Source organism: Fusobacterium ulcerans ATCC 49185, from assembly GCF_900683735.1.
GTDB lineage: Bacteria > Fusobacteriota > Fusobacteriia > Fusobacteriales > Fusobacteriaceae > Fusobacterium_A > Fusobacterium_A ulcerans_A.
Genome location: NZ_LR215979.1, coordinates 2542964 through 2566122 on the forward strand (window position 1 = coordinate 2542964; position 23159 = coordinate 2566122).

Consider the following 23159-nt stretch of genomic DNA (forward strand, 5'->3'; position numbering starts at 1 on the left):
ATTTGTATAATTTTAAATATATAAATTTTTAAATTCCTTAATATAAAACTGAGAAACCTTGTCTTAGTTTCTCAGTTTTTAACTTTATTTTATAGTTATAAATTATTTGTATCCCATATTTTTTCAGCTAACTTACAATATAATTCAGTTCTTTCTTTCACTTCTCTTTTATTAAAATCTTCTACTGAATGAAAATTAAAATTATTATCTTTTACAAAATTTGTAAAATTAGGATTTGAAATATATGTTTCTTCACACAAAGATTGAAGTAACAAATTTTCACCTTTGTATCTTATTTTTTTCTCTCTAAAATGTTTATCCCCTAAACTTTGATTTGTTCCATTTTGTAGTAATACTAAATTTCCTATTGAACTTCTTGTTACTTGAAAATCTTCCTCTGAATCAAAAGAACTTGAATAATCTTTAAAATTACTAGCTATTATATGTTCAAGTTCATAATCTTTCCCTTTTGCTTTATTCAAATATGAATCAATTCTTGAAGAATGCCCGCTTGCTTCTTCCACATAAGATGTTATTCTCGCTAGAAAATAATGTATTCTTCTTCTATTTTGCTTATTTAAATGATATTCCATTAGTCCTTCAAATTTATCTGATAAATTGTCTAAAAGATCTTTCAAACATTCTCTTAAAGTATTTAAATCTTTTGAATTTTCACGAATTTTTTTGACATAATTAAAAATTCTATATACTACTCCTGAATACCCTAAAAGCTTGTAGTTCACAATACTTCTTACAATAAAGATATCTATGAAAGTAGAAACCATCTTTATTTTTTTATCAACAATCTCATTAGAATCTGACAATTCAATTGCTGATAAAATAAGCATAGATTGAAGTGTAAAATCCTGATTTGCATTACAATAAACTTCTTTAAAGTCTAAATCCAATTTTGTTTCTAATTCTTTTATTCTTAAATATACATCACTATATTTTTTTAAGTTCATCTCTATAAAGTTTTCAAAATCTTCTTTGTCCCTTAGTCCCACTTTATTTCTATTTTCTTTAATCCATTTATGGTAGGCATTTCCAACTCTTTCAAAATCTTCAGAAGTATACCCTCCATTTGCTTTTTTTGTTCTAGAACTATTTGCATATTTTGCTCTTATCCAGTTTTTAAAAAATATACTGTCTTCTTCTTTTCCTATACTTTTTAGTTTTATAATGATATCTTTCCAAATCTCATTTAGCCTACTTCTATTATTTTCAGAAACATTAGCAATAAGATATCCTTTTAGCATTTCTGTACTATCAAGGCTAAGTCCTCTATCATTCATAGTTTCAAATATAGTATAAGCCTCATCATCAGATGAAGTAGTTATACTGACTAAAAATACATTATCCTTTAACCAATAAGAAAAATGTAATATATTCTCTGGTGACAATCCAATATCCTGAAAAAATTCTTCTATATCTCCATATCTTTCCAAAAGATTAAAGCTAGAAGTATTTTCAGAAGCATTTGTAAATTCTTTATATTGATTATTAAATAATGCTTCCATACATTTTTCTCTATCAGGAACTTGAATATTAAAAGTTTTTTTACCATAACTCAAAGAATAAATCAATTGTCCAAAATCATCTATTTCTTCCAGCAATCCCCATTCTTTTAAGTGAATATATAGATATATTATAATCAATGATAAAGATGTGAGCCTTTGCTGTCCATCAACTAAATAAGAATTATTATCTTTTTCGCTGATTAAAATAGAACCTAAAAAATATGAATTATAAGTTTTTACTATTTCAACTCTGTCTCCAACCATAAAACTGTCATTAAATTTACTCCATAAATCATTTAATAAATCATCTATATTCCTTTTTCCCCATCTATACTCTCTTTGATAATCATCTACAAAATATTTCTTCTTATTTAAAATATCATTAATACTATATTCTTTAGCTAAAATTTTATTCATATATTTTTCCCCTATTATCTTTATATTTTTTATTTTAAATTATAATATTTTTTTCAAAAGTTCTATTGCAGGTTCATCCTCTTTATTTTGAGTTCCTAATTCACCTCTAAAAGCTTTATCTAAAATAGATTTTTCAAGTAATTCAATTGCTTCTTCTAATTCTATAAGCTCTTTTATTTTACTTTCTTTCTCTAGTATTTCATCTAATATTCTTACAATTTCTTCTTGTTCTTTTAATGGAGGAAGAGGAATAGGCTGTTTTTTTATATCACTAATATGATAATTTTTTATTACTCCTCCTTTTATATCACTAGCAATATTTATTTTATTCATATAATCATTTGTATTATATAATAAATACTTGCTTAAAATAATATTCTTGTAATTTTTTATTAATGCAACACTAACAAAAAGGCTAAATTCAAATTCTTCTTTTACTTCTGCAGTTCTACCAATTGTACCAGATTTAGTTATTAAAATATCTCCCTTCTCTGGATTACATCTTTTATATAATTCTTTATGCTCTTCTTGTGAAATATATTTTATATCATCAAAATATATTTTATTATTTTTTATATTTTTCACTGAAATAAAGGGAACTCCATCATCTATATAAGTAGGCGTTTTATGAGTCCCATCTGTTATTTTGGAAGTTACATTTTCTAATCTCACCCATTTCCAATTCTTAGGTATCTCATATGGTTCTTCTTCTTTAGAAATTATAATATTTTCTATCTCTTCAATTTTAGGTTTGCTTGGCTTTTTCTTTCCACTTTTTTCAGCTTCAATACATGCTTGTTCCCAATTTTTTATTTTCTCTTCATTAATACTTTTTAAAAGTTCTATTGCATCTTCAGTTTGATTATTTTTTCTCCATTCAGCAGTTAATTCTCCCCTAAATGCCTTATTTAAAATAGATTCTTTCCTATTTTCAATATTTTCTTTTACCTCTTGTATCAGCTCTTTTGCTTTATTTATTTTTTCAAACATAGAATCTAATTTTTCTACTATTCTTTTTTGTTCTTCTAAAGGAGGTAAGGGAAATATATATCTTTTTAAAAATTCTACTGGAACTCTCCTAAATCCAACACTTCCAGTCATATTATATTTTGCCTCTTGCCGAAACCTTTCTTGTCTCAAAAAATTATATAGAAATTTATTATTTAAAGCATAAGTTGTTCTTAAAACATGAAATTCTGTAGTTCCATATCCTATTCCATTTTTTAAATTCTTAGCTATAGCACATTTTCCATTTTCCATGCAAGGGGTTATTTTAGCAAAAAGAATATCATTCTCTAAAAATTGTGTATATCCTTTTTTTAATTTAGAATAACTTTCATACTCAATATTTAATATTCTTCCCGTTACATCTGAAATTGATTTCATTGGTAAAAATGATATTTTTTCATTTTCATCAATATTTAATACTTTTTTCTTAGGATTTATTTCACTAACATTTCCTAACTTTACCCACTCCCAGCTCTCAGGTATCTCATATGGCAGTTCCTCTTTGGGAATGAGAGCTTCTCTGAGCTTTTCTTCAAGAGTTAATTCTTTGTTTTTAGCCATTGTTTTCCACCTCACAAAGATTTAACTCCTTTATCACACTCTTAAGCAAATCTATTGCTTCTTCTAATTTATCTATAGATTCTTGAGCACTTTCAATAGGATCAGGCAGATCATCAGAATCAATCATTGAGTCATCTCTTATTAGACCTAAATCCAATGAATAATCTTTTTTTACAATATCTTCAAGAGTTATTAAATTCCATCTCTCTAATTTTTCTTTCTCTTCTACTGAATCAAATGTTTTTTCAAACTCTTCAAAATGACTTCTTGTAAGAGGAGTATTCTTTCCAAAATTTGGCATATTAGTTCTTAAATCATAGTACCAGATTTCTTTTGTATTATTTACATCAGTTCTTCCTCTTTCAAAAAATAATACATTTGTTTTTACTCCCTGAGCATAAAATATTCCAGTTGGTAATCTTAATACAGTATGAAGATTACACTTATTTAATAAATCTATTCTTATATCTTTTCCAACTCCACCTTCAAACAATACATTATCAGGAATAATTACAGCTGCTCTAGCTTTTCCTGTTGTTTTCAGAGATCTATAAATAATCTGTAAAAAGTTTAACTGTTTATTTGAAGTTTCATGAACCAAGTCATCTCTTGTTACTCTTTCTCCACCTTTTTTAGTTCCAAATGGTGGATTTGAAAGGATAAGATCAAAGTTTCTAAGCTGTTTACCTGTTTCAGACAAAGAATCTCCTTGGATAAAGTTTCCATTTATTCCATGAAGCAATGCATTCATTATTCCTAATCTATGTGTATCTGGCACAAGTTCACAGGCAGAAAAAGCTTCCCTTGCTTGAAATTCTCTCTCTTCATCTGTTACTGGTCTTTCTTTAGTACCAAAATAGTCATCATATTTTCCTCTCAAATATTTATCTGCTTCTATTATAAACCCAAATGTTCCTGCTGCTGGGTCGCATATTCTTTCCCCTAATTCTGGTTTTATAATTCTAACAATTGAATCAATAAGAACTCTAGGAGTAAAATATTGCCCTGCTCCTGATTTTTTTTCAGAAGCATTTTTCTCTAAAAGTCCTTCATATAGATCTCCTAAATCTTCTTTATCTACAGAATACCAATCAATTTTATTAATTTCATTAAAAATCTTTTTTAAATTTGCTGGTTCCTCAATTTTCGTTTGAGCATTTCTGTAGATAATTCCAAGCTTCCCATCAATTTGTCCCAAATCTAATAAACATTTTTGATAATTATTTTTTAATTCTATTCCCTCTAACTTTGCCAATTCTTTCCATCTATACTTTAATGGAATCCCTATTTTTTCTTCATTTTCTAGTTCTGAAGACATCTTCAAAAACAATATATATGTTAATTCAGTTACATATTCATGATATGTAATTCCATCATCCCTTAAAACATTACATAAGTTCCATAATTTTTGTACTACTTCGTTACTTGTCATTTTTATCTCCCTGCTAGTTTAATATTATTTCCTTGCTAATTACATTTAAAATTTCATCTAACATGCCTTCTAAATTCTTATCAACTTTTGAATATCCTCCATATGTTTCTTTTAATATTCCAGCTTCAAAGTCTTCCTTAGTTAAATATCCATCACTTCTTAACAGACTTTCTATTCTTTCAAGAATAATTTTTTGTTTTGGAGACCAATTTTTTAGTCTTTTTATTTTAATCATAACATCATTTATTTTTTTTTCTCTATCTACTATAGGAGATCCATATATTGCATTTTTAATAAAAGTCAGCATATCTGCTAAAATATCCTCATTTCTAACTTGTTTATATGCAGCATTTAAACTTGCTTTATTATATCCTTCTATATCCAGAACTTTTATAATTTCTTCTAAATCTGTTTTTTTAAAATCTTGAGGTGATTTTTTCAATATCTTAATTGCTTCTATTTTGTCAGAAGAATTTAAAACATATTCTCTAAAACCTTCCAAATAGTCTTCTGGTCTCTCAGCTTTTCCAAAATCTTGTCTAATATATTTTATTTCATCTGCATGTTCAGAAATTACTTTTTCTTTTTCTGCTATTTTTAGTTCATCTAAATGTAAAAGAAATTTTTGTTCTTTCATCAATGTTTCATAGATTTTTTCTTTTGGAGTATTTTTCAGATAATCTACATATTCATCAATATCAGAAACTTCTTCTCCTCTTATATAGTTAGAAAAAACTTTTAAATGATCTGAACCAGCTTTTTTTATTCTATTCTTCTTTCTTTGAATTCTTCCAACTACTTCATCTAAAAGATACTCCATATTTTTATCATTTCCATCAATTTTATCCAAATCTCCAAGGAGTTTTTTCAAATTTATTTTAGGATTTGCTACAACTGGTTTCATATCTGTATAGTCTTTTAAATCTGGATAGATATCAACTGCGTCATAAATTTTAAAATATTCTTTATTTATCTCTTCGCATAATCTTGTAGCTCTTCCTATCATTTGTTCATAAAGAATTCTACTTTTTACCTTTCTTAAAAATACAAGATTACAAATTTTAGGAACATCTATTCCTGTAGTTAAAAGATCTACTGTAATTGCTATTGTTGGATAATTTTCATTTTTAAATTTTTTTATAAGCTTATCTACATCTTTTACTGACCCTGTAATTTTTTCTATCATATCATTATTCATAGAATACATCTCAAGTTTATCGAATTCTTCCCTCAATATTCTAACTAACATATCTGCATGTTCATCAGTAGCTGCGAAAATAAGAGTTTTTTCAGGGCCTTCTGGATTTATATAATTTGCCAATGCAGAACAAACAGCTCTATTAAATCCTTCTGTTATAACTTTAGTATTAAATTTGTCTACATCAAAATCCAATTCATCTTCTAAATCTTTTATAACTTTTATCTCTTGTGTTTCTGAGTCAAAAACTTTTACTTCAGCTCCTTTTTCAAAATGTATTCCATCACTAGATAACTTTGTTATAATTCTGTAAGGTGGTTCAAAATCAACAAGATGTCCATCTAAAACAGCCTGTCTATATGAATATTGATATACAGGTTCACCAAATATTTCATAAGTATGAACTGCTGGAGTAGCTGTTAGAGCTATTTTATCAGCCTCAAAATAATCTACCACACTACGATATTTACTCTGATATTCTTTTTCATCATTAAAAACCGCTTCTTCTTCAGTCGGAATTCTATCTAAAATATATCCTCTATGAGCTTCATCTATTACAATACAATCATATTGTCCTACTGTAACTGTATCATCATTTGAGTATAGTACTCTTTTCATAAGTCCTTGAACAGTAGCTACATGTATTTTTGTAGTATCTTCTGGCTTTTTATCTTTTAATCCTTTAATATCATAAATTTCAGAAATTTTTAATTGTTGATCTACTTTGACATTATCAAAAGTATCTTTTGCTTGTTCACCTAAACTTGCTCTATCTACTACAAATAATATTCTATTGTATTTTTTACTTTTCAGTAACCTATACAAGATAGCCAGAGCAGTTCTTGTTTTTCCAGTTCCAGTAGCCATAGTCAAAAGAACTTTATTCTGTCCTCTTATCAAAGCTTCTTCCACAGCTTTTACTGCTTCAATCTGATAATTTCTAAGACCTAATCCACTTTTAGATTTTAGATATTCCATAGGTTCTTCCTGCAAAATTTTATTTGCTAACATCTCATCTTTAGCTAATAATTCTTTAAGATCTCTTGGAGAATAAAATCCTTTTAAAGCTTTAGGAGAATTTTTCTGTCTTCTTCCATCTAAAAACCATATTCCTGATTTATCAATTAATTCCTTATTATAAGCTCGTCCATTACTTGAAAACATAAATGGAGCTTTATATTCATCTAAAAAAGGAGCTCCTTCGCAAAGTTTAATTCCATCTAATATCATCACTCCTTTGGAATACATTCTACTTTCTCTTCTTAAAGCATTGCCTATATCAACTTTTTTTCTTTTAGCTTCTAAAGTTCCATATAGAGTATTTCCATAAAAAAGAGCATAATCTACATATCCATTTTTCCCATCTTCTTTTATACATGGCCATTCTGCAATTGCCATAAATCTACCTTTTTCAGGCATAGTTTTATTTGATTTATAATTAAACTTTATTGTATCTGCTTCCCATCCAGCATCTCTTAATTGCTGGTCAATTAGAGCTCTTGTTTCAGCTTCAGTTAATTCAACACTTTTTTTATTTTTTATCAATTGAATTCTTTCTTCAGGTGTTCTAAAAGAAAGTTTTTCAGGTACTAATTTTTCAAATTTATTCTTTTCCTCTTCTTCTTGTACTTTTGATAAAAGCTTTTCATAAGCTTCTTTATAATCAACTCTCTCTGGCTTTTTGTATTGAACTAATTCTGAATTGAAAGAGTAATCACTTCCATAAATTTCATTAAACCAACTACAAAGTTTTACTACTAATGACAAAAGAGTCTCTGCTTCACTTTCATTTCCAGACATATCATGCACAGCTGTATTCCCTTTTTTCCTAATAAGCTGTAATATATTTTCTATATCCTCTGGAATTAGATCATAAGTTTTTAAAATTTTTATTCTATCTAATTGACTCCCACTTTCTGGTTCAGCTAATCTTTCAACTTTCAGCATAGACTTTGCTATATATTCTCCCAATTGTCTTATTTTTATAATTGCAGTATTAGGGTCTTTATGAAGAGTGTACTCTGCCATTTCTCCAATTTTAGCTAAAATATCCCAATCTTTTTTTAAAAATTGAAAATTTGTATACATTCTTTTCCCCTCCATATTTTAGAACTTATATTTAAATATTTTTGATATTAATTTTTTTCCTTATTTTTAATTGTATCATTTTTTAAAGGAGATTAATAGTTCTTCCTTCTACTGATTTCATAAATTAGCACATTTTTATATACCACTATAGATTTTTTCTAATATTTTCTAAATAATAATTTTTTATGATAAAATATTTGTTTATAAGTGGTTGATAAAGTTTTTTTCTGATAAATAAAAAAAGCTACAGACAAATCAAATTATCTATAGCCTTTCAAATTTTTTTATTTTTTAATTATATGAAATATAGTCATCTTTATTTTTACTTGAAGCTGTTTCACACTCTACTTTATTTACTTTATATCCTTTTTTTATTTCAAGTGCTCCTTTTAAAATAGGGTCATCAGTTTTCACCTGTTTTTCAAGCAATACTTTTCTTAACTTTTCTAAAACTTCTTTATATTTAGAGTCTTCTACAAGATTATTTCTTTCTGTTGGATCATAATAGAGGTCAAAAAGCCCTTCTCTATATTTAACTTTTTCTTTTAGTCCATTATTCATAAGAAAATCTTTTGGTACAGACTCATCCATATTTGAAAGATTAACTTTATTCCAAGTTTCATCATAGTATTTTATATATTTGTAATGTTTTGTTCTTACACATCTTACAGGTTCATATGATGTATGAAAATTGACTTCAGCAAATATGTATTCATCAAGAACAGCTTTATTATCAACAAAAGCTTCTGCAAAAGACTTTCCTTCCAGATAATCAGGTTTATTTAAATTAAGAAGTTCACACAATGTAGGAAATACATCTATTTGTGAAACCAGACTATCCACAACTTTTCCATTAGAATCTGCATTAGGAACTTTTATTATCAATGAAACTCCTATTCCAGTATCTGTAAGATTGCATTTATTAAATGGAAGTGCCAATCCATGATCTGTAGTAAAAATTATAATAGAATTTTCATAAAGATTATTTCTCTTTAAAGCATCTACTATCATTTTTATATTTTCATCTGCATAATGAGCTGTTGTCATATACTGAGCATGATCATGTCTGTTTTCTTCATTATTAGTAATTGGATAAGGAGGAACTACATATCTTTCATCTATAAACTCAGCTACTTCTACTGGGTAAGGTCTGTGTGTGCTGTGCATCCCAAAAGATAATAAAAATGGTTTTTCTTCATTATAGTTATCAAGCCATTTAACTACTTCTACAGCATTATTTCTATCCCATAAATGAAGCTCTTCTTTTTTAAATGATTTAGAATCCGTTGTAAGAATTTCATTATATCCCAAATTATGCAGCCCATTTTTTTCTAAATCTAGATACCATCCATATTCATGCTGTATTCCACATAAACAAGTATTATATCCATTATTCTTTAAAAAATTAGCTAAATGTTTTTCAGGATTGTAAAGAGAAAATCCTCTTTGAGCTAACCCAAGCATCCCATTCTGATGTGGAAAAGTTCCTGTTAAAAGAGCAGCTCTGCTTGGAGAACAAGTCGGCCCTGCACAAAAAGCATTTGTAAAGACCACAGAGTCTTCTGCCAGTTTTTTTAGATTTTCAGTTGGAATATCATATCCATAAGGGCTCAACATTCTTCCACTGTCATGTGTATTTATATATATAACATTCATCTTTGACTGATAGCCTCCTTTATTTTACAAATATAGGTGAACTCCATGCAGCTCCACCATCTTTCTGCCATATTCTTACTCTAACATTTGAAACATTAGTAGTATCTATAGTTCTTTCTATTCTTCTTGTATATCCTGAAACAGGAACAGCTTTAGAAATTTTTATCTTATATGCATTGTGCCACCAAGGATCAGTTCTATAGTACTCAGTAAAGTTAAAGTTTTCTTTTAAAAGTTCTTCTGCTTCTTCCAATAATGGTATCAATCTGGAAGATTCAAACAATTCTTTTACCTCAAACTTATATTCTTTTCCATCAACTGTAAGAACAATAAAACTATCAATAGGAGCTGATATTTCAAATATAAATCCTTCTGTAGTTACAGCACTAGGCCCCATCCATTTTCCTGTAGCTGTTGTTTTATATGAAGTTAAATCAAACTTACAGCTGCTGTCTGTAACATCATATAGACGTTGCCCAAAATTGCTCCAGCATTTCTCAATAGATAAAATTTTTCCTTCTGTTGAAAGTGATCCACTCCAGTTTCTTGATTTTATATCAGGAAATATTCTTCTGTCTGGTCCCCATCCAAATTCTGCTTTAAATTTAAATTGAACATTTTTTCCAAGAGATTCCTTTTCCCATGTTGAAGTATGGGGAATCATTTCAGTCGTTATGTTGTCTTCTATAATTTCTATTCTATCTATTGCATTTGAAGCTTCTACATTCAGTACAAGTTTAGAATCTTTTTTCGGAGATACACTCCCCCCCATAACAGTATCATCTATTAAAAAATCTACTTTTATTCTATCTTTGCTTACTCCATAGACTCTTTTATTTATAAAGGCATCCCAGATACTTTCTTTTGTATTATCCTCAGCCAATACAGCAATATACCCAAATCCATAAACTCCAGGAACAGAATGATTATCTCCTGAAGCTATAACTCCAAATTGATGTCCTTTCTCCCATCCCTTTTCTACAGCTGTCACTCCTGTTCTAGGTCCCATATGAATATGTCTGTCCATTGTAAATTGACTTTCGTCATTTTCACTAGAACCATGTGATGAATAAATTTCTGCAAATGGTGAAAATTTATCATTATGTGTTTCCCAGTTTTTTCCTCTATGACCAAGTTCATAAGCCAAATGATGAGGAATAGCTATACAATCAGCCTCTCTAAAGTTTTTTTCAAGCTCTGAATATCTAAGAGGAAAATATGGATTTTGATCATTTTTTAAAAAGAAAACATTATGATCTCCATCTTTTCCTGCTCCCTGCCATTCATACCCCATGAACATAGGAAATCCTTCTTTATTAACTTTCTCAGTAAATTCTCTTACATATTCCCAGTCAGCCTGTACTTTATCTATAGGGTAGATATCCTCTACTCCCAGTCCACACTCATCTTTTCTCATATAATATGGATAATATGCAAACGGCCAAAAATCAAAAATATCTTTTACCTGTTCAAACCATGAAGGCAGTTCATCTATGCTTTCATGATGTAGATTACTATGCATATCACTCCATAATATTTTATATTTGTTCATAACTTTTCACCAGCCTATCTAATATTTTAATGGAATTTTTCTTTTATACTTATTCATAACACTTGTAAATCTCAATGTTGTCAGATGAGGTCTTGTGATTGCACTTCCAATTACAACAGCATGAGCTCCAAGATAAAGACTCTGAACAGCCTCTTCAGGAGAAGCTATTTTTCCTTCCATAATTACAAGTCCCAATCCTTCACAAGCTTCTACAATTCTTGCTAACTCTTCAAAATCAGGAGAATCTGTAAATTTTGGATTATCATTAAATCTATATAGTGTGGGAGCAACCATATGTGCTCCCATTTTTAAAGCTTCTTTTGCCTCTTGAGCATTTCTAATATCAGCAAGTATTAATAAATCTGGATATTTTTCTTTTATTTCTGAAATAAGTTCATAAGCTTTTCTGCCATAACTATTTATTCTGTTTGTAGCATCAACTGCTACAATATCAGCTCCAGCTTTTACTATTTCATCTACCTCTTTCATGCTTGGAGTGATAAAAACATCTTCTGTATCAATATTTATCTTCCATAAACCTATTATAGGTTTATTAGTAACTTTTCTTATTCTAGCTATGTTTTCAGGGGTATCTATTCTATATCCACAGGCATCTCCCCATTCACCACATGCCACTAGTTTTTCTATTATCTCAGGAAGATAAAGAGGATCTGTTTTTTTTACTTGGCATGATAGTATCAAACCATTTTTTATATCTTCTATTATTTTCTTGTTCTTATCATTCATAAAATCACTATCCTTATATTTATTATATTCTATAGTGTAGCAACATATTCATCAATTTCTGTTTTGATAAGATTTACTGTTGGCCCATAAATTATTTGAAGATTTTTTCCTCTAGTAACAACATTATGTGCTCCTGTTTGTTTTAATAAATCAATATTTACAACATCTAATTTTTTTACTGTAACTCTTAATCTTGTTGCACAGTTATCAATGTCAGAAATATTTCCCATTCCTCCCAAAGCTTCTATTATTGTTTTAGCTTCTCCAGAAGTATATTTTCCTTTCAGCCCTTTTTCTTGTTCCTCATCATCTTCTCTTCCAGGTGTTTTAGCATTCAATTTTTCTATTAAGAATTTAAATAACAGATAATTTACTATAAAGATTGGAATTCCAAGAATAAGTATCCAGATATAATTAGTTTTAGAATTTCCTTGGAATACTCCAAATAGTAGAAATTCGACTAATCCAGCTGAGAAAGTAGATCCTATTGTAATTTTAGCTATTGCTGCAATAACAAAAGATATTGCAAAAGAAACTGCTTCTGCCACAAAAAGTAAAGGTGAAGCAAATAGTAAAGCAAATGATATTGGCTCAGTAACTCCAGTTAAGAAGCTTGTAAGTCCTATTGAAAGTAAAAATCCAAATGTTGCTTTTCTTTTCGGCCCTTTTGGAATAGCTGTATACATAGCTAAACATATAGCAGGCATTGTAAATATCATATGGAAATATCTTCCACTGTTGTAAAGAGCTATATTTGAAAAATAATGTACTGTATTGTGATCAGCTAATTGTGCAAGGAATATATTTTGCCATCCTTCAATAACTTTTCCCCCAACTTCTAAAGTTCCTCCAGCAGCTGTAGTCCAGAATGGAAGATAGAATACATGGTGAAGACCTAAAACATAGAATCCTCTAAGAACAAGCCCATACATAAATGCTCCAAATATTCCTAACCCTTGAGTTAAAACTCCAAAATAAGCAATCATAGCTGCTATTGCTGGCCAAACAAAAACCATGATTAAAGATACAAACATAAATACAACAGTATTAACTATTGGAACAAATCTTGCTCCCCCAAAGAAAGCTAATACATCTGGAAGTTTAGTTTTATAGTATTTATTATGAACAACACCAGTTACAATACCAGCTAAAACTCCTCCAAAGACATTCATATTAAGAGTTTTTATCCCAAACTGCACAGCCTGTCCATAAAGACGAATATCTGCACCTGCAGGAGCTTCTTTTCCAAAAATACTTATAAATGCCCCTGTTCCTGTTAAAAGAACAAAATACCCAACAACTGCTGAAAGACCAGCAGATCCTTTTTCATTTTTTGCTAATCCAGCAGCTATACCAACAGCAAAAATTAATGGCAGTGCAGCAAAAACCCCATTTCCTACAGCATTCATTAATTTAAGCAATCCTTGTAAAACAGCATTATCTAAGATAGAATAAGCTTTTATTACTGCTCCTGATGATAATGCAGCAGAAATACCAAGTAAAAGCCCTGCTACTGGCAAAATAGAAATAGGCATCATAATAGCTTTACCTAACTGTTGTCCTAAGCTAAAAAGATTGTCTTTTAAACTAACTTTCCCTTCCATAATCAACCTCCACATTTTATTTATGTACTTTATTTTATTAAGATACTTTAATTAAATTGATTATAATTCATAAAAAATAACTTGTCAATACAAATTATATGTTGTATTATACATTATATAAAACTTGTATTATTTTTTTTAAAGTTGTAAATATAAATAAGGAGAGTATATTATGGAAGATAAAAAAGTTTCAAAATATCAATTGATAGAAAGTTACATAGTTGAAGGAATACAAAGTAATCATTATAAAGTTAATGATATTCTTCCAACAGAAGCAGAACTATCTGAAAAATTTAACTGCTCCAGAGTTACTGTTCGTCAAGCACTAAGTAATCTGGCATATAAAGGTATCATATACAGAATACAGGGAAAGGGATCTTTTGTATCAAAAGAAAATACTTTAAAGCGTTCTCCTCTCCTTAAAAGTTTTACTGAAGATATTCTTGATATGGGAAAAAAACCATGGTCAATAGTAGAAACTTTTTATATAACAAAAGTTGGAGAACATATTGGAAGGATAATGGGACTAAAACCTAATGAAAAGATTTATTATATTGAAAGAATTAGATTTGCTGACAATGATCCTATTCTTTTTGAAAAAACATATATGGAAATATCTAAACATCCTGAGATATCTGTAAAAATATTGGAAGGTTCTAAGTATGAATATGCTAAAAAGCAAGGAATGGAAATTTCTATTTCTTATCAAAATATAACTCCTGTGTTTCCTCCTGAAAATATAGCTGAAAAATTAAAAATTTCTTCTAAGACACCTATTTTAAAATTATCAAATGTTACATACTTATCAAATGGAGAACTTTTTGACTATAATGAGCTATATATGAATACAGAATTATACCAATTAAACATAGTAAAGAAAGTTGAAAAATAATTCTATTATATTAAAATATATTATCAAAGAACCCATAGATTTTTAAATAATCATTTTTTAAATCTATGGGTTCTTATTTTATTTTTGATAATATACATATAAAATTTTGATACTATTTGCTTTTTAAATATTTAATTTTTTTATATTTCCATCTCTAATCTTTCTAAAAATTTTTTAGCTGCCTTAGAAAATATTTGAGATTTTTTCCATACAATATTTAGACCAACTTCTAATTTTGGTTCTAATGGTTTAAAACATAAAGCACTATTTCCTGTAGTATTTACTAATTTATCAAGACTCAATGCATATCCAATACCTTCTTCTACCATAAGAGAAGCATTGTAAACTAAATTATATGTAGTTACAATATTCAGTTTATCATAATCTAAACCTATCCACTCTGAAATTTCTTTTCCAACCATTGATTGTCTGGAACATAAAAGTGGAATATTCCATAAGTCTTCTGGCTTTATTGTATCACACAATGCTAATGGACTATCTTTTCTCATTAATAATCCCCATATATCCGTTGCGGGAAGTTTTATATATTCATATTTTCCTATATCAGCTGGTTCGATTAATATTCCAAAATCCAATAATCCCTTATCCAACCGTTCTGTAACATCATCTGCATTTCCACTAAATATATGATATCTTATATTAGGATATTCCTTTTGTAATTTTTTTGCTGTTTGAGCAATTATTCTCATAGCATCTGTTTCTCCTCCACCTATATAAATATCTCCATTTATAATCTCATCAGAGGTTATAATTTCTGTTTCTGTTTTTTCTACTAGTTCAATTATTTCCTCTGCTCTTTTTCTTAGAAGGACTCCTTCATCTGTTAAAGTAAGTTTTCTGCTTCCTCTAATAAATAATTTTTTTCCTAATTCTTCTTCTAATTCCATAAGTTGTCTAGAAAGAGTAGGTTGTGTTACATGTAAAGATTCTGCTGCACCTGTAATGCTTTCTTCCCTAGCTACAGCAACAAAATAACGTAAAACCCTTAGTTCCATATTCAATCCCTCCAAATAATTTTATTTTTAAAATTATACCTTTTTTTAATATGCTTATCAAGCATAGTTTTATATTTAATATAGGTATTTGATATTAAAATATCTATACTCTATAATATAAATAAAGGATTTAAAATGAATATGTATAATAATCTTACTAAATTTTACAGCTTTATAAAATAAAAATTCTAAATTTAATTATAGTACACAATATTTAATTTTTTTAAAGGAGGACTAGATGAAAAAATTCTCTATTTATTTTTATACATTCTTTATAATTTTATTTTTTAAAAATTATGAAAGTTATAGTAATTTAAATGATGATAATTTAAAAAAAGAAGTTATAAAAACTATAAATATGCAAATAGGTAATAAAAATTTTACGATAAAATTATTTGATAATAATGCTGCTCAAAATTTAATTACCCAGCTTCCTTTGACATTAGATATGAAAGAATTAAATGGAAATGAAAAGTATTCCTATCTCCCTAAAAAATTACCTGCTGATTCTCAAAATATTAGCGAAATTAAAGCAGGAGATTTGATGTTATTTGGTTCTGATTGTTTAGTACTGTTTTATAAAAACTTTCATACCTCCTACAGCTATACAAAGATTGGATATATTGAAAATATAGACGAACTCACAGCTGCTTTAGGAAATAGAAATATAAAAGTAAAATTAAATATTTTGTATTGACATTATTCTTAAAAATAAAAGTATATATTTTATTAATTTGAAATAGAGTAATTGAAAAGTAGTTAAATTTAAAAAAATTTCTACTGAGTAGATTACCCTATTTTTTTATAAAAATATTTTCTTAAACTGTTAAAATCTCTTTTTAATAATAACTTCAAAACTCTTCTCTAGACATCTAAAGTACTTCTTTTTTAATTTTTCAAATATTTAATTTTTTATATAATATTTTTAAAATCAAATACATCTTTGAATATATTTCATAGTTAATTTATTTTTTATTTTGTTTTACAAATATTATTTAAAGCAAAATATTTGTTGACAAAATAAAATAAAAATATTATTATAAAAAAGATGATTTCATTTTATATTGATTTAGTTTGATTTACTAAACTATAGTTAAAATGATAACTGAGGGGAATTCAGCCTTACTTTTATTTAAAGTAAGAGTGTACAACAATTATAAATTTCTATGGAAAGATAAGGAGAAACAAATGAATTTTAAAAAATTAGCTTTACATTCATTATTAATTTCAACTACAATTTTTGCTAATTCAAGTTCTGAAAATACAGAAGGAATAAATCTAGGAAACACTGTTATTTATTCCAGCACAGGTTTTGAAACTACTGTAAGGGATGGAGCAAGCAATCCTACTATTGTTGTCAGTGAAACAATTGAAGAAAAACATTATCCTTCAATTGAAGACGCCTTGAAAGATGTTCCAGCTGTTAATGTACAGTACCAAATGGGAATGCCTGTCATTGATATGAGAGGACAAGGAATGGCAAAGGCTATGACTAATGTTCAACTTCTTGTTGATGGTATTCGTGCTAATGCTTCAGATACTTCTCATGTAGGCACTCCTGTAAATACAGTGTCTATCAGCCAGATAGAAAGAATAGAAATAATTCCTGGTGGGGGAGCAGTTCTCTATGGAAGTGGAACTTCTGGGGGAGTAGTAAATGTTATCACTAAAAAACAAACTGGCCCTAGAGCTACTGCTGGATACAGTTATGGAAACTATAGAGGAAATACCTATGAAGTATCTGCTGGACATACAGTTGGAAAACTTGATATAGATTTAGCCTATACAAGAAATGAAGTAAATGGATACAGAAAATATAATGAAGAAGATGCAAATCATTTCAGCACTAAATTGAGATATGATATATCTGATGACCATAGCATTACTTTTAGATATTCAAAATATGACAGTGAGTCTGAAATTCCTAATTCATTAACTAAAGCACAGGTTGACAATGATAGAAAACAAAGTGGAAAAAATCCCAGCGATATTGATAAATGGGATAGAGATAAAAATGAATTCTCATTGGAATATGCAGGAAAAATAAGTGAAAATATGGAATTAAATTTAATAGGTTATTTCCAAAATACTGATATGCACTATAAAATGGTTACTGCTGCAAGTGGTATGAATATGAAAGCTGCTTTTGATGATGAGAAAAAAGGTGCAACAGCAAAATTAAAATATAAATATGGAAATGACAGCAATATTATTTTTGGTATAGAATATTTAGATAATGAACTGCACAGAAAACAAAATATGTATATGGAAAGAATGGGTGCTACAATACCAATGACTAACATTGATTTAAAAGCTACTAAAGAATCTATCAGCGGTTTTGTATTAAATACATATAAATATGAAAATTTTGAATTTATTCAAGGATTTAGATATGAAAAAGCTGACTATGATATGAAAAGAAAAAGTTTTGGAAATAAATTAGATCTTGGTGGAAATACAAAAGATGCAGATAATTTTGCTGTTGAATTAGCAGTAAATTATCTTTATTCTGACACTGGGAATGTTTATTTAAAGTATGAAAGAGGATTCACATTTCCTGCTCCTGCTTTAATCACTAACAGATATTCTGCTTCACATCCAGACCCAAGTAAAGCTGGTCTATATTATTTCAATGATCTTGATTCTGAAACTTATAACACTTTTGAGTTAGGATTTAGGGATACATTTGGAATTTCAGAATTAAATGGAGCTGTCTTTTATACTTTGACAAATGATGAAATTAGAAGTTCAGGTCATGCCTCTAATACACAGCATTCAATAGAAAATATAAATCTGGATAAAACAGAAAGATACGGACTTGAACTTGCAGCTAAACAAGATATAGGTAAATTTACTTTTAGTGAGAGTTATAATTATGTACATGCTAAAGTAAAAAAAGCTAATGATAATGGAGAAAAATTAGATGGAAAAAGAATAGCTTATGTTCCTAATCATAAATTATCTTTAGGTGTATTATATTCATTTAATGAAAGATTTAATATTGGTGGAGATGTTGTTTATAAAAGTGCAACTTACCTTACAAACAATAATGAAGGCGGAAAGAAAAATGCACATGCTGTAGCTAATATCAGAGCTAACTTTAAAGCTACTGAAAGTCTTAATTTATATGCCGGAGTAAACAATGTCTTTGATAAAAAATACTATGACTACGTTTCATACAGTTCTTCTACTAATGAATTTTTATATGACCCTGCATATGAAAGAAATTACTATGTAGGATTCAAATTCCAGTTTTAATAATAAATTTTCCCTTTAAACTATAAAATTAACTTATAAAAAAATTACTTGTTAATATTTTAACTCTATTTTTTATATATCAAATTTCTATAAAAATTCTATTAATAAATGATTTGATAAGTCAAGTGTAAAAAATACCATTTCATCTCTATAACATTAATTTTCTTTATCATCATTTGTCTATTTTAAAATAAAAGTGTATAATAAATTAAAATTATTTTTACACTATAAAATATAATACTTTTATTTTTTAACAAAGATATCTAAAAGGGGAGAAAGAGATGAAAGAACTGTATTCAATAGGTGAAGTAGCTGAAATAATGGGAGTCTCTGTACAAACATTAAGGCATTATAATAATATTAATTTACTTGCTCCAAAGTACATTAATCCTTCTACAGGATATCGTTATTACTCTGTTGATCAGTTTCATCTTATTGATAGAATAAAATATCTTCAAAAATTCAATTTAAGTCTTGAAGAAATAAGAGAAATTCTAGCTGAAAACAATATCAATACTCTTGTTCAATATTTAGACAAATGTAAAAAATCTCTTGAGGAAGAAATCAGTAAATTAAAAGACACCATTGATGATATTCAATGGTATAAAGACTATTTTACTTATATAGGTGAAGGAAGTATAGATGACCATTCTTATAGTCTTCATCTTGAGAAAAGATATATGGTTGCTGCAAAAGTTATAAAAAATGAGCCAAAAGAAGATTTTCACATCAGGCTTAATGAAATAAGAAATAGTAATGAATGTAAACATCTTAAATACATGAGACAATTTTCATATATTCTTGATTATGATGCCTTAATAAATGGTGAATTAAAACCACATTATCTTGGAATGTTTATCAAAGAAGCTCCAAATATTAAATCAGAAAATATTATTGAAATTCCAGAAGGAAACTATTTATGTTTTAAGGCAAGAATTTTGAGTGATGGATGGAATCCATATTTTACAAAACTATTTTTTCAAGGAAAAAAGAAGCCATCAATAGTTCTTGCAAATGAATATGAGAATAGCCTTTATGAATATTCTAGATCTGTTTATGAAGTTCAAATTTTAATCCCACAAGAATAATAAGTTTATCTGTTTTAAATAATAATTTATGTAATATAAAAGCTTAAAATTTTGAAAAATATACAAATTAAATTTTATATAAAAAAGCAGAAGTATAATTTACAAATAAAAATTACTCTGCTTTTTTAATTAATTTTTTATTTTTTTCTCTGCTCCTTAATTTTTCTGCAATTTTATTACTTACTAAATTAAGAAAGTAAAATCAATTTTATTTTTTCTCAAAACTCTCACTTAAATTTATCATACATACAGCCGCGATTACTAAGAATATTCCAAATAACTTTAATATCCCTGCTCCTTCTGAAAAAATAACTATTCCTATTAATGCTGCTACAACAGGTTCTATATTGGCAAGTATAGAAGCCTTACTTGCTTCTATTCCTGAAAGACCTTTGGTATATAATATATATGGAACTGCTGCTGAAAAAGCAGCAAATACTGTAACAAAAATCCAAGAGCTTGTACTATTTATTTTTTCAATTATCACAAATGGAGATCCTAAAATACTAAATAAAAGACCAGACATTAAAAATGTATAAAACACTACTGTAACTGGAGAGTACTTTCTAAGAGCATATTTTCCAAAAATACTGTAAAGCCCATATCCTATACCTGAAAGTATTCCATAAATAAATCCTCTGACAGAGATTATATTTCCTCCCTCAAATATTCCTGTAACCATCATGCACCCTAAAAATGTTATTATAAGAGCTACAAGTTTAACTTTTGTAATTTTTTCATTAAAAAGTATTGCTGAAAGTATCATTATAATGGATGGAGCTGTATATAAAAGAATAGCAGCAACCCCCATTGATGTTTCCTTTATTGCTGCAATATAACTCCAATTATACAAGGAAAAACTTATTATTCCTGTCCCTATGAAATATTTTAAGTCTTTTATACTTTTGAGTTTAAAAATACTTCTATCTTTTATAAAAAAGAAAATGCCAAGAATAATTACTGAAAATACAGAACGTATAAAGCATATATCAATAGATGTAAATCCCATATTTCCTGCTGTTTTTGAAAAAAGTCCTATTCCTCCCCATAGAAATGCAGCAAAAATAACTAATAAATATGATATTTTTTTCATTTTTTCCCTCACTAGAATATATTTTATTCAACTATAAATTTCTCTATATTTTCTGCTCCTGCATATTTTTCTAAATATTTAAAAGATTTTTCTAAAATTTCTTCCAAGTTTTCATTTTTTGAAAAGCAATATATTAATGTCAATATTTTTACTGATTCTAATGTAACCATAGCTTTTATTGAATCACTTGTAGGACTTCCAAAAGCTCCTTCACTATCAGCAAGAACAGGAAGGTTCTCTATATTTATATCATCTTTCCCTATTCCTTTATATATTTCTCCATTTCTTCCTTTTCTAAGCAGAATATCTCCTTTTATATTTTTTAAATCATAAGAACCTACAGAAAATCCTGTTTCTAAAGATATTAAATTATTGGTATCTACAACTGTATTTATTTGATATAGTCCTTTTCCCTGCTTAATTCTTCTATAAAGGGCTTCTGAAGACACTCTATAACGATTAGGATCTTTTCCTAAAGATTTATATGCTTTTTTTGATAAAAAGATATTTTCTATATCATTTATTCCTTTTACTTCCATAAGAGAAATTAATGCTGGAAATATTTCTTTATCAAGCTTTTCCCATAATTCTTCGTTCTTCTCTTTAACCTTAACATCATAAATAAGGCATCCAAGTCTTATACTCTCCACTTCTTTTTTAAGCATACTATCAATTTTTATCTTCATATTCCCTCCATAATTATTATAAGAAAAGGGTGCCTCTAGACACCCCTTTGCTTCTCAGTGATTTCTATATCAAACTATTCTCCAAATACTTCAAGGGCTTGATTAAAGTCTGCAATCAAATCATCTACATCTTCTATTCCTACAGAAAGTCTGAATAAACCTGGAGTAATTCCCATAGCTCTTCTTGCTTCATCTGGCATATGACTATGAGAACTTGTTACTGGATGAACAAGAGTAGTACGTATTCCTCCTAAAGTCATTGCATAATGGGCAAAATTTAGTTTTAACATAAATTCATCTATTTTTTCTGGGTTTTCTGGAACAATAAAGCTTATCATTCCACTCATTGTTTCGTCTGAACCAAATAAATCTAGAGCTAGTTTGTGATGTTTAAAACTTTCAAGGCTTGGGTGATTTACTTTAGATATATATTTATTCTCTTCTAATGCTTTTGCTAATTTAGATGCACTTGCCATTTGTTTTTTTATACGAAGGTCCATTGTTGCAAAACTTTTCATCATTGCATGTGCTGCATGAGGATCACCAGGTGTTCCACAAAGCATTCTCACTGGATGAATTGCATCTATAATTTCTTCTGTTGAAGTGATTGAACCAGCAATAGCATCACTATGTCCATTCATAAACTTTGTCATACTATTGATAACTATATCTGCACCAAATTTAATAGGTTTTATTGCTATTGGAGATGAAAATGTATTGTCAATCATCAATAATGCTCCATTTTTATGTGCTATTTCTGCTAAAACTGGAATATCTGCTATATTTAATGTAGGATTAGCAAAAACTTCTGAATATATTAATTTTGTTTCAGGTTTTACAGCCTTTATACAGTTTTCTACATCATCAAAATCGACTAAATCTGCATTAATTCCAAATTTAGGCATTAATTTTGTAAAGACATCAAATGTTTCTCCATATATATTTCTATTACATATTACATGATCACCTGGTTTTAATATTGTCATTAAAGTAGTAGTGATTGCTCCCATTCCTGATGAAAATATTAATGATTTTTCTCCAGCTTCAAGAAATGTTACCATATCAGCAAGAGCATCTCTATTAGGATTACATGTTCTTATATATGTATATCTTTTTTCATATGCCTCTTTTACTTCTGTCAAACTGTTCATTGTAAATGCTGTTGTTGTAAATAATGGAAATGCCTCTGGTTTATTAAAATCCATCCCTTTTACTTTTCTTCCTCTGTAAAGTAATTCTGTAGCTTCTGAACATTTTCTCTTCATAATTATAATCCTCCTTAAAAGTTATTTCAAATTTTATTTAATTTCTCTTATATTGTCAGTGTATTATATGTTGTAACA

General features: G+C 28.0%; 16 protein-coding genes. 4 read left to right on the forward strand and 12 right to left on the reverse strand.

Annotated features, from left to right (window positions below; translation table 11 throughout):
• Nucleotides 1–95: 95 nt before the first annotated feature.
• The 8 genes from E0E45_RS11335 to E0E45_RS11370 all read right to left on the reverse strand — a co-directional run bounded on the left by E0E45_RS11335 (nt 96) and on the right by E0E45_RS11370 (nt 13783).
• Nucleotides 96–1937: a DUF262 domain-containing protein gene (locus E0E45_RS11335; protein ID WP_130891273.1), complete on the reverse strand. Its 1842-nt coding sequence runs from the start codon at nt 1935–1937 to the stop codon at nt 96–98.
• A 39-nt stretch (nt 1938–1976) separates the two neighbouring features.
• Nucleotides 1977–3506: a restriction endonuclease subunit S gene (locus E0E45_RS11340; protein WP_130891274.1), complete on the reverse strand. Its 1530-nt coding sequence runs from the start codon at nt 3504–3506 to the stop codon at nt 1977–1979.
• On the reverse strand, nt 3499–4938 hold the full coding sequence (locus E0E45_RS11345; protein ID WP_130891275.1) for an N-6 DNA methylase: 1440 nt from the start codon (nt 4936–4938) through the stop codon (nt 3499–3501). Before E0E45_RS11345 ends, E0E45_RS11340 begins: the two co-directional genes overlap by 8 nt.
• Nucleotides 4939–4951: 13 nt before the next feature.
• A complete protein-coding gene (gene hsdR, locus E0E45_RS11350; protein WP_130891276.1) occupies nt 4952–8224 on the reverse strand; it encodes a type I restriction-modification system endonuclease in 3273 nt (1090 codons plus the stop codon).
• A gap of 291 nt (nt 8225–8515) precedes the next feature.
• The gene (locus E0E45_RS11355) at nt 8516–9880 is read right to left on the reverse strand and encodes a sulfatase (RefSeq protein ID WP_130891277.1); all 1365 of its coding nucleotides are present in this window, start codon (nt 9878–9880) and stop codon (nt 8516–8518) included.
• Between the two features lie 19 nt (nt 9881–9899).
• Nucleotides 9900–11432 carry a DUF3604 domain-containing protein gene (locus E0E45_RS11360; protein WP_232044109.1) on the reverse strand — a complete coding sequence of 511 codons (1533 nt, stop codon included), beginning with the start codon at nt 11430–11432 and terminating at the stop codon, nt 9900–9902.
• Between the two features lie 18 nt (nt 11433–11450).
• Nucleotides 11451–12179, reverse strand: a complete 729-nt coding sequence (locus tag E0E45_RS11365; protein WP_130891278.1) for an N-acetylmannosamine-6-phosphate 2-epimerase — start codon at nt 12177–12179, stop codon at nt 11451–11453.
• Between the two features lie 29 nt (nt 12180–12208).
• Nucleotides 12209–13783: a PTS transporter subunit EIIC gene (locus E0E45_RS11370; protein WP_130891279.1), complete on the reverse strand. Its 1575-nt coding sequence runs from the start codon at nt 13781–13783 to the stop codon at nt 12209–12211.
• A 172-nt stretch (nt 13784–13955) separates the two neighbouring features.
• Between E0E45_RS11370 and E0E45_RS11375 the strand changes: the two genes are divergently transcribed.
• Nucleotides 13956–14675, forward strand: coding sequence for a GntR family transcriptional regulator (locus E0E45_RS11375; RefSeq protein ID WP_130891280.1), 720 nt, complete (start codon nt 13956–13958; stop codon nt 14673–14675).
• Between the two features lie 140 nt (nt 14676–14815).
• Here E0E45_RS11375 and E0E45_RS11380 read toward each other — a convergent pair whose 3' ends face one another.
• Nucleotides 14816–15691 carry a LysR family transcriptional regulator gene (locus E0E45_RS11380; RefSeq protein ID WP_130891281.1) on the reverse strand — a complete coding sequence of 292 codons (876 nt, stop codon included), beginning with the start codon at nt 15689–15691 and terminating at the stop codon, nt 14816–14818.
• A 238-nt stretch (nt 15692–15929) separates the two neighbouring features.
• On the opposite strand from E0E45_RS11380, the gene E0E45_RS11385 reads away from it, so the two are divergent.
• The 3 genes from E0E45_RS11385 to E0E45_RS11395 all read left to right on the forward strand — a co-directional run bounded on the left by E0E45_RS11385 (nt 15930) and on the right by E0E45_RS11395 (nt 20037).
• The gene (locus E0E45_RS11385) at nt 15930–16388 is read left to right on the forward strand and encodes a cyclophilin-like fold protein (protein ID WP_197730056.1); all 459 of its coding nucleotides are present in this window, start codon (nt 15930–15932) and stop codon (nt 16386–16388) included.
• Between the two features lie 491 nt (nt 16389–16879).
• On the forward strand, nt 16880–18949 hold the full coding sequence (locus tag E0E45_RS11390; protein WP_130891282.1) for a TonB-dependent receptor: 2070 nt from the start codon (nt 16880–16882) through the stop codon (nt 18947–18949).
• A gap of 281 nt (nt 18950–19230) precedes the next feature.
• Nucleotides 19231–20037 carry a MerR family transcriptional regulator gene (locus E0E45_RS11395; protein ID WP_130891283.1) on the forward strand — a complete coding sequence of 269 codons (807 nt, stop codon included), beginning with the start codon at nt 19231–19233 and terminating at the stop codon, nt 20035–20037.
• Nucleotides 20038–20245: 208 nt separating this feature from the next.
• On the opposite strand, the gene E0E45_RS11400 is transcribed toward E0E45_RS11395, so the two are convergent.
• From E0E45_RS11400 to E0E45_RS11410, 3 genes are all read right to left on the reverse strand, one after another.
• Nucleotides 20246–21130, reverse strand: coding sequence for a DMT family transporter (locus E0E45_RS11400; protein ID WP_130891284.1), 885 nt, complete (start codon nt 21128–21130; stop codon nt 20246–20248).
• A gap of 23 nt (nt 21131–21153) precedes the next feature.
• Nucleotides 21154–21816 carry a B3/4 domain-containing protein gene (locus E0E45_RS11405; protein ID WP_130891285.1) on the reverse strand — a complete coding sequence of 221 codons (663 nt, stop codon included), beginning with the start codon at nt 21814–21816 and terminating at the stop codon, nt 21154–21156.
• Between the two features lie 74 nt (nt 21817–21890).
• Nucleotides 21891–23081: an aminotransferase class I/II-fold pyridoxal phosphate-dependent enzyme gene (locus E0E45_RS11410; protein ID WP_130891286.1), complete on the reverse strand. Its 1191-nt coding sequence runs from the start codon at nt 23079–23081 to the stop codon at nt 21891–21893.
• Nucleotides 23082–23159 lie beyond the last annotated feature (78 nt).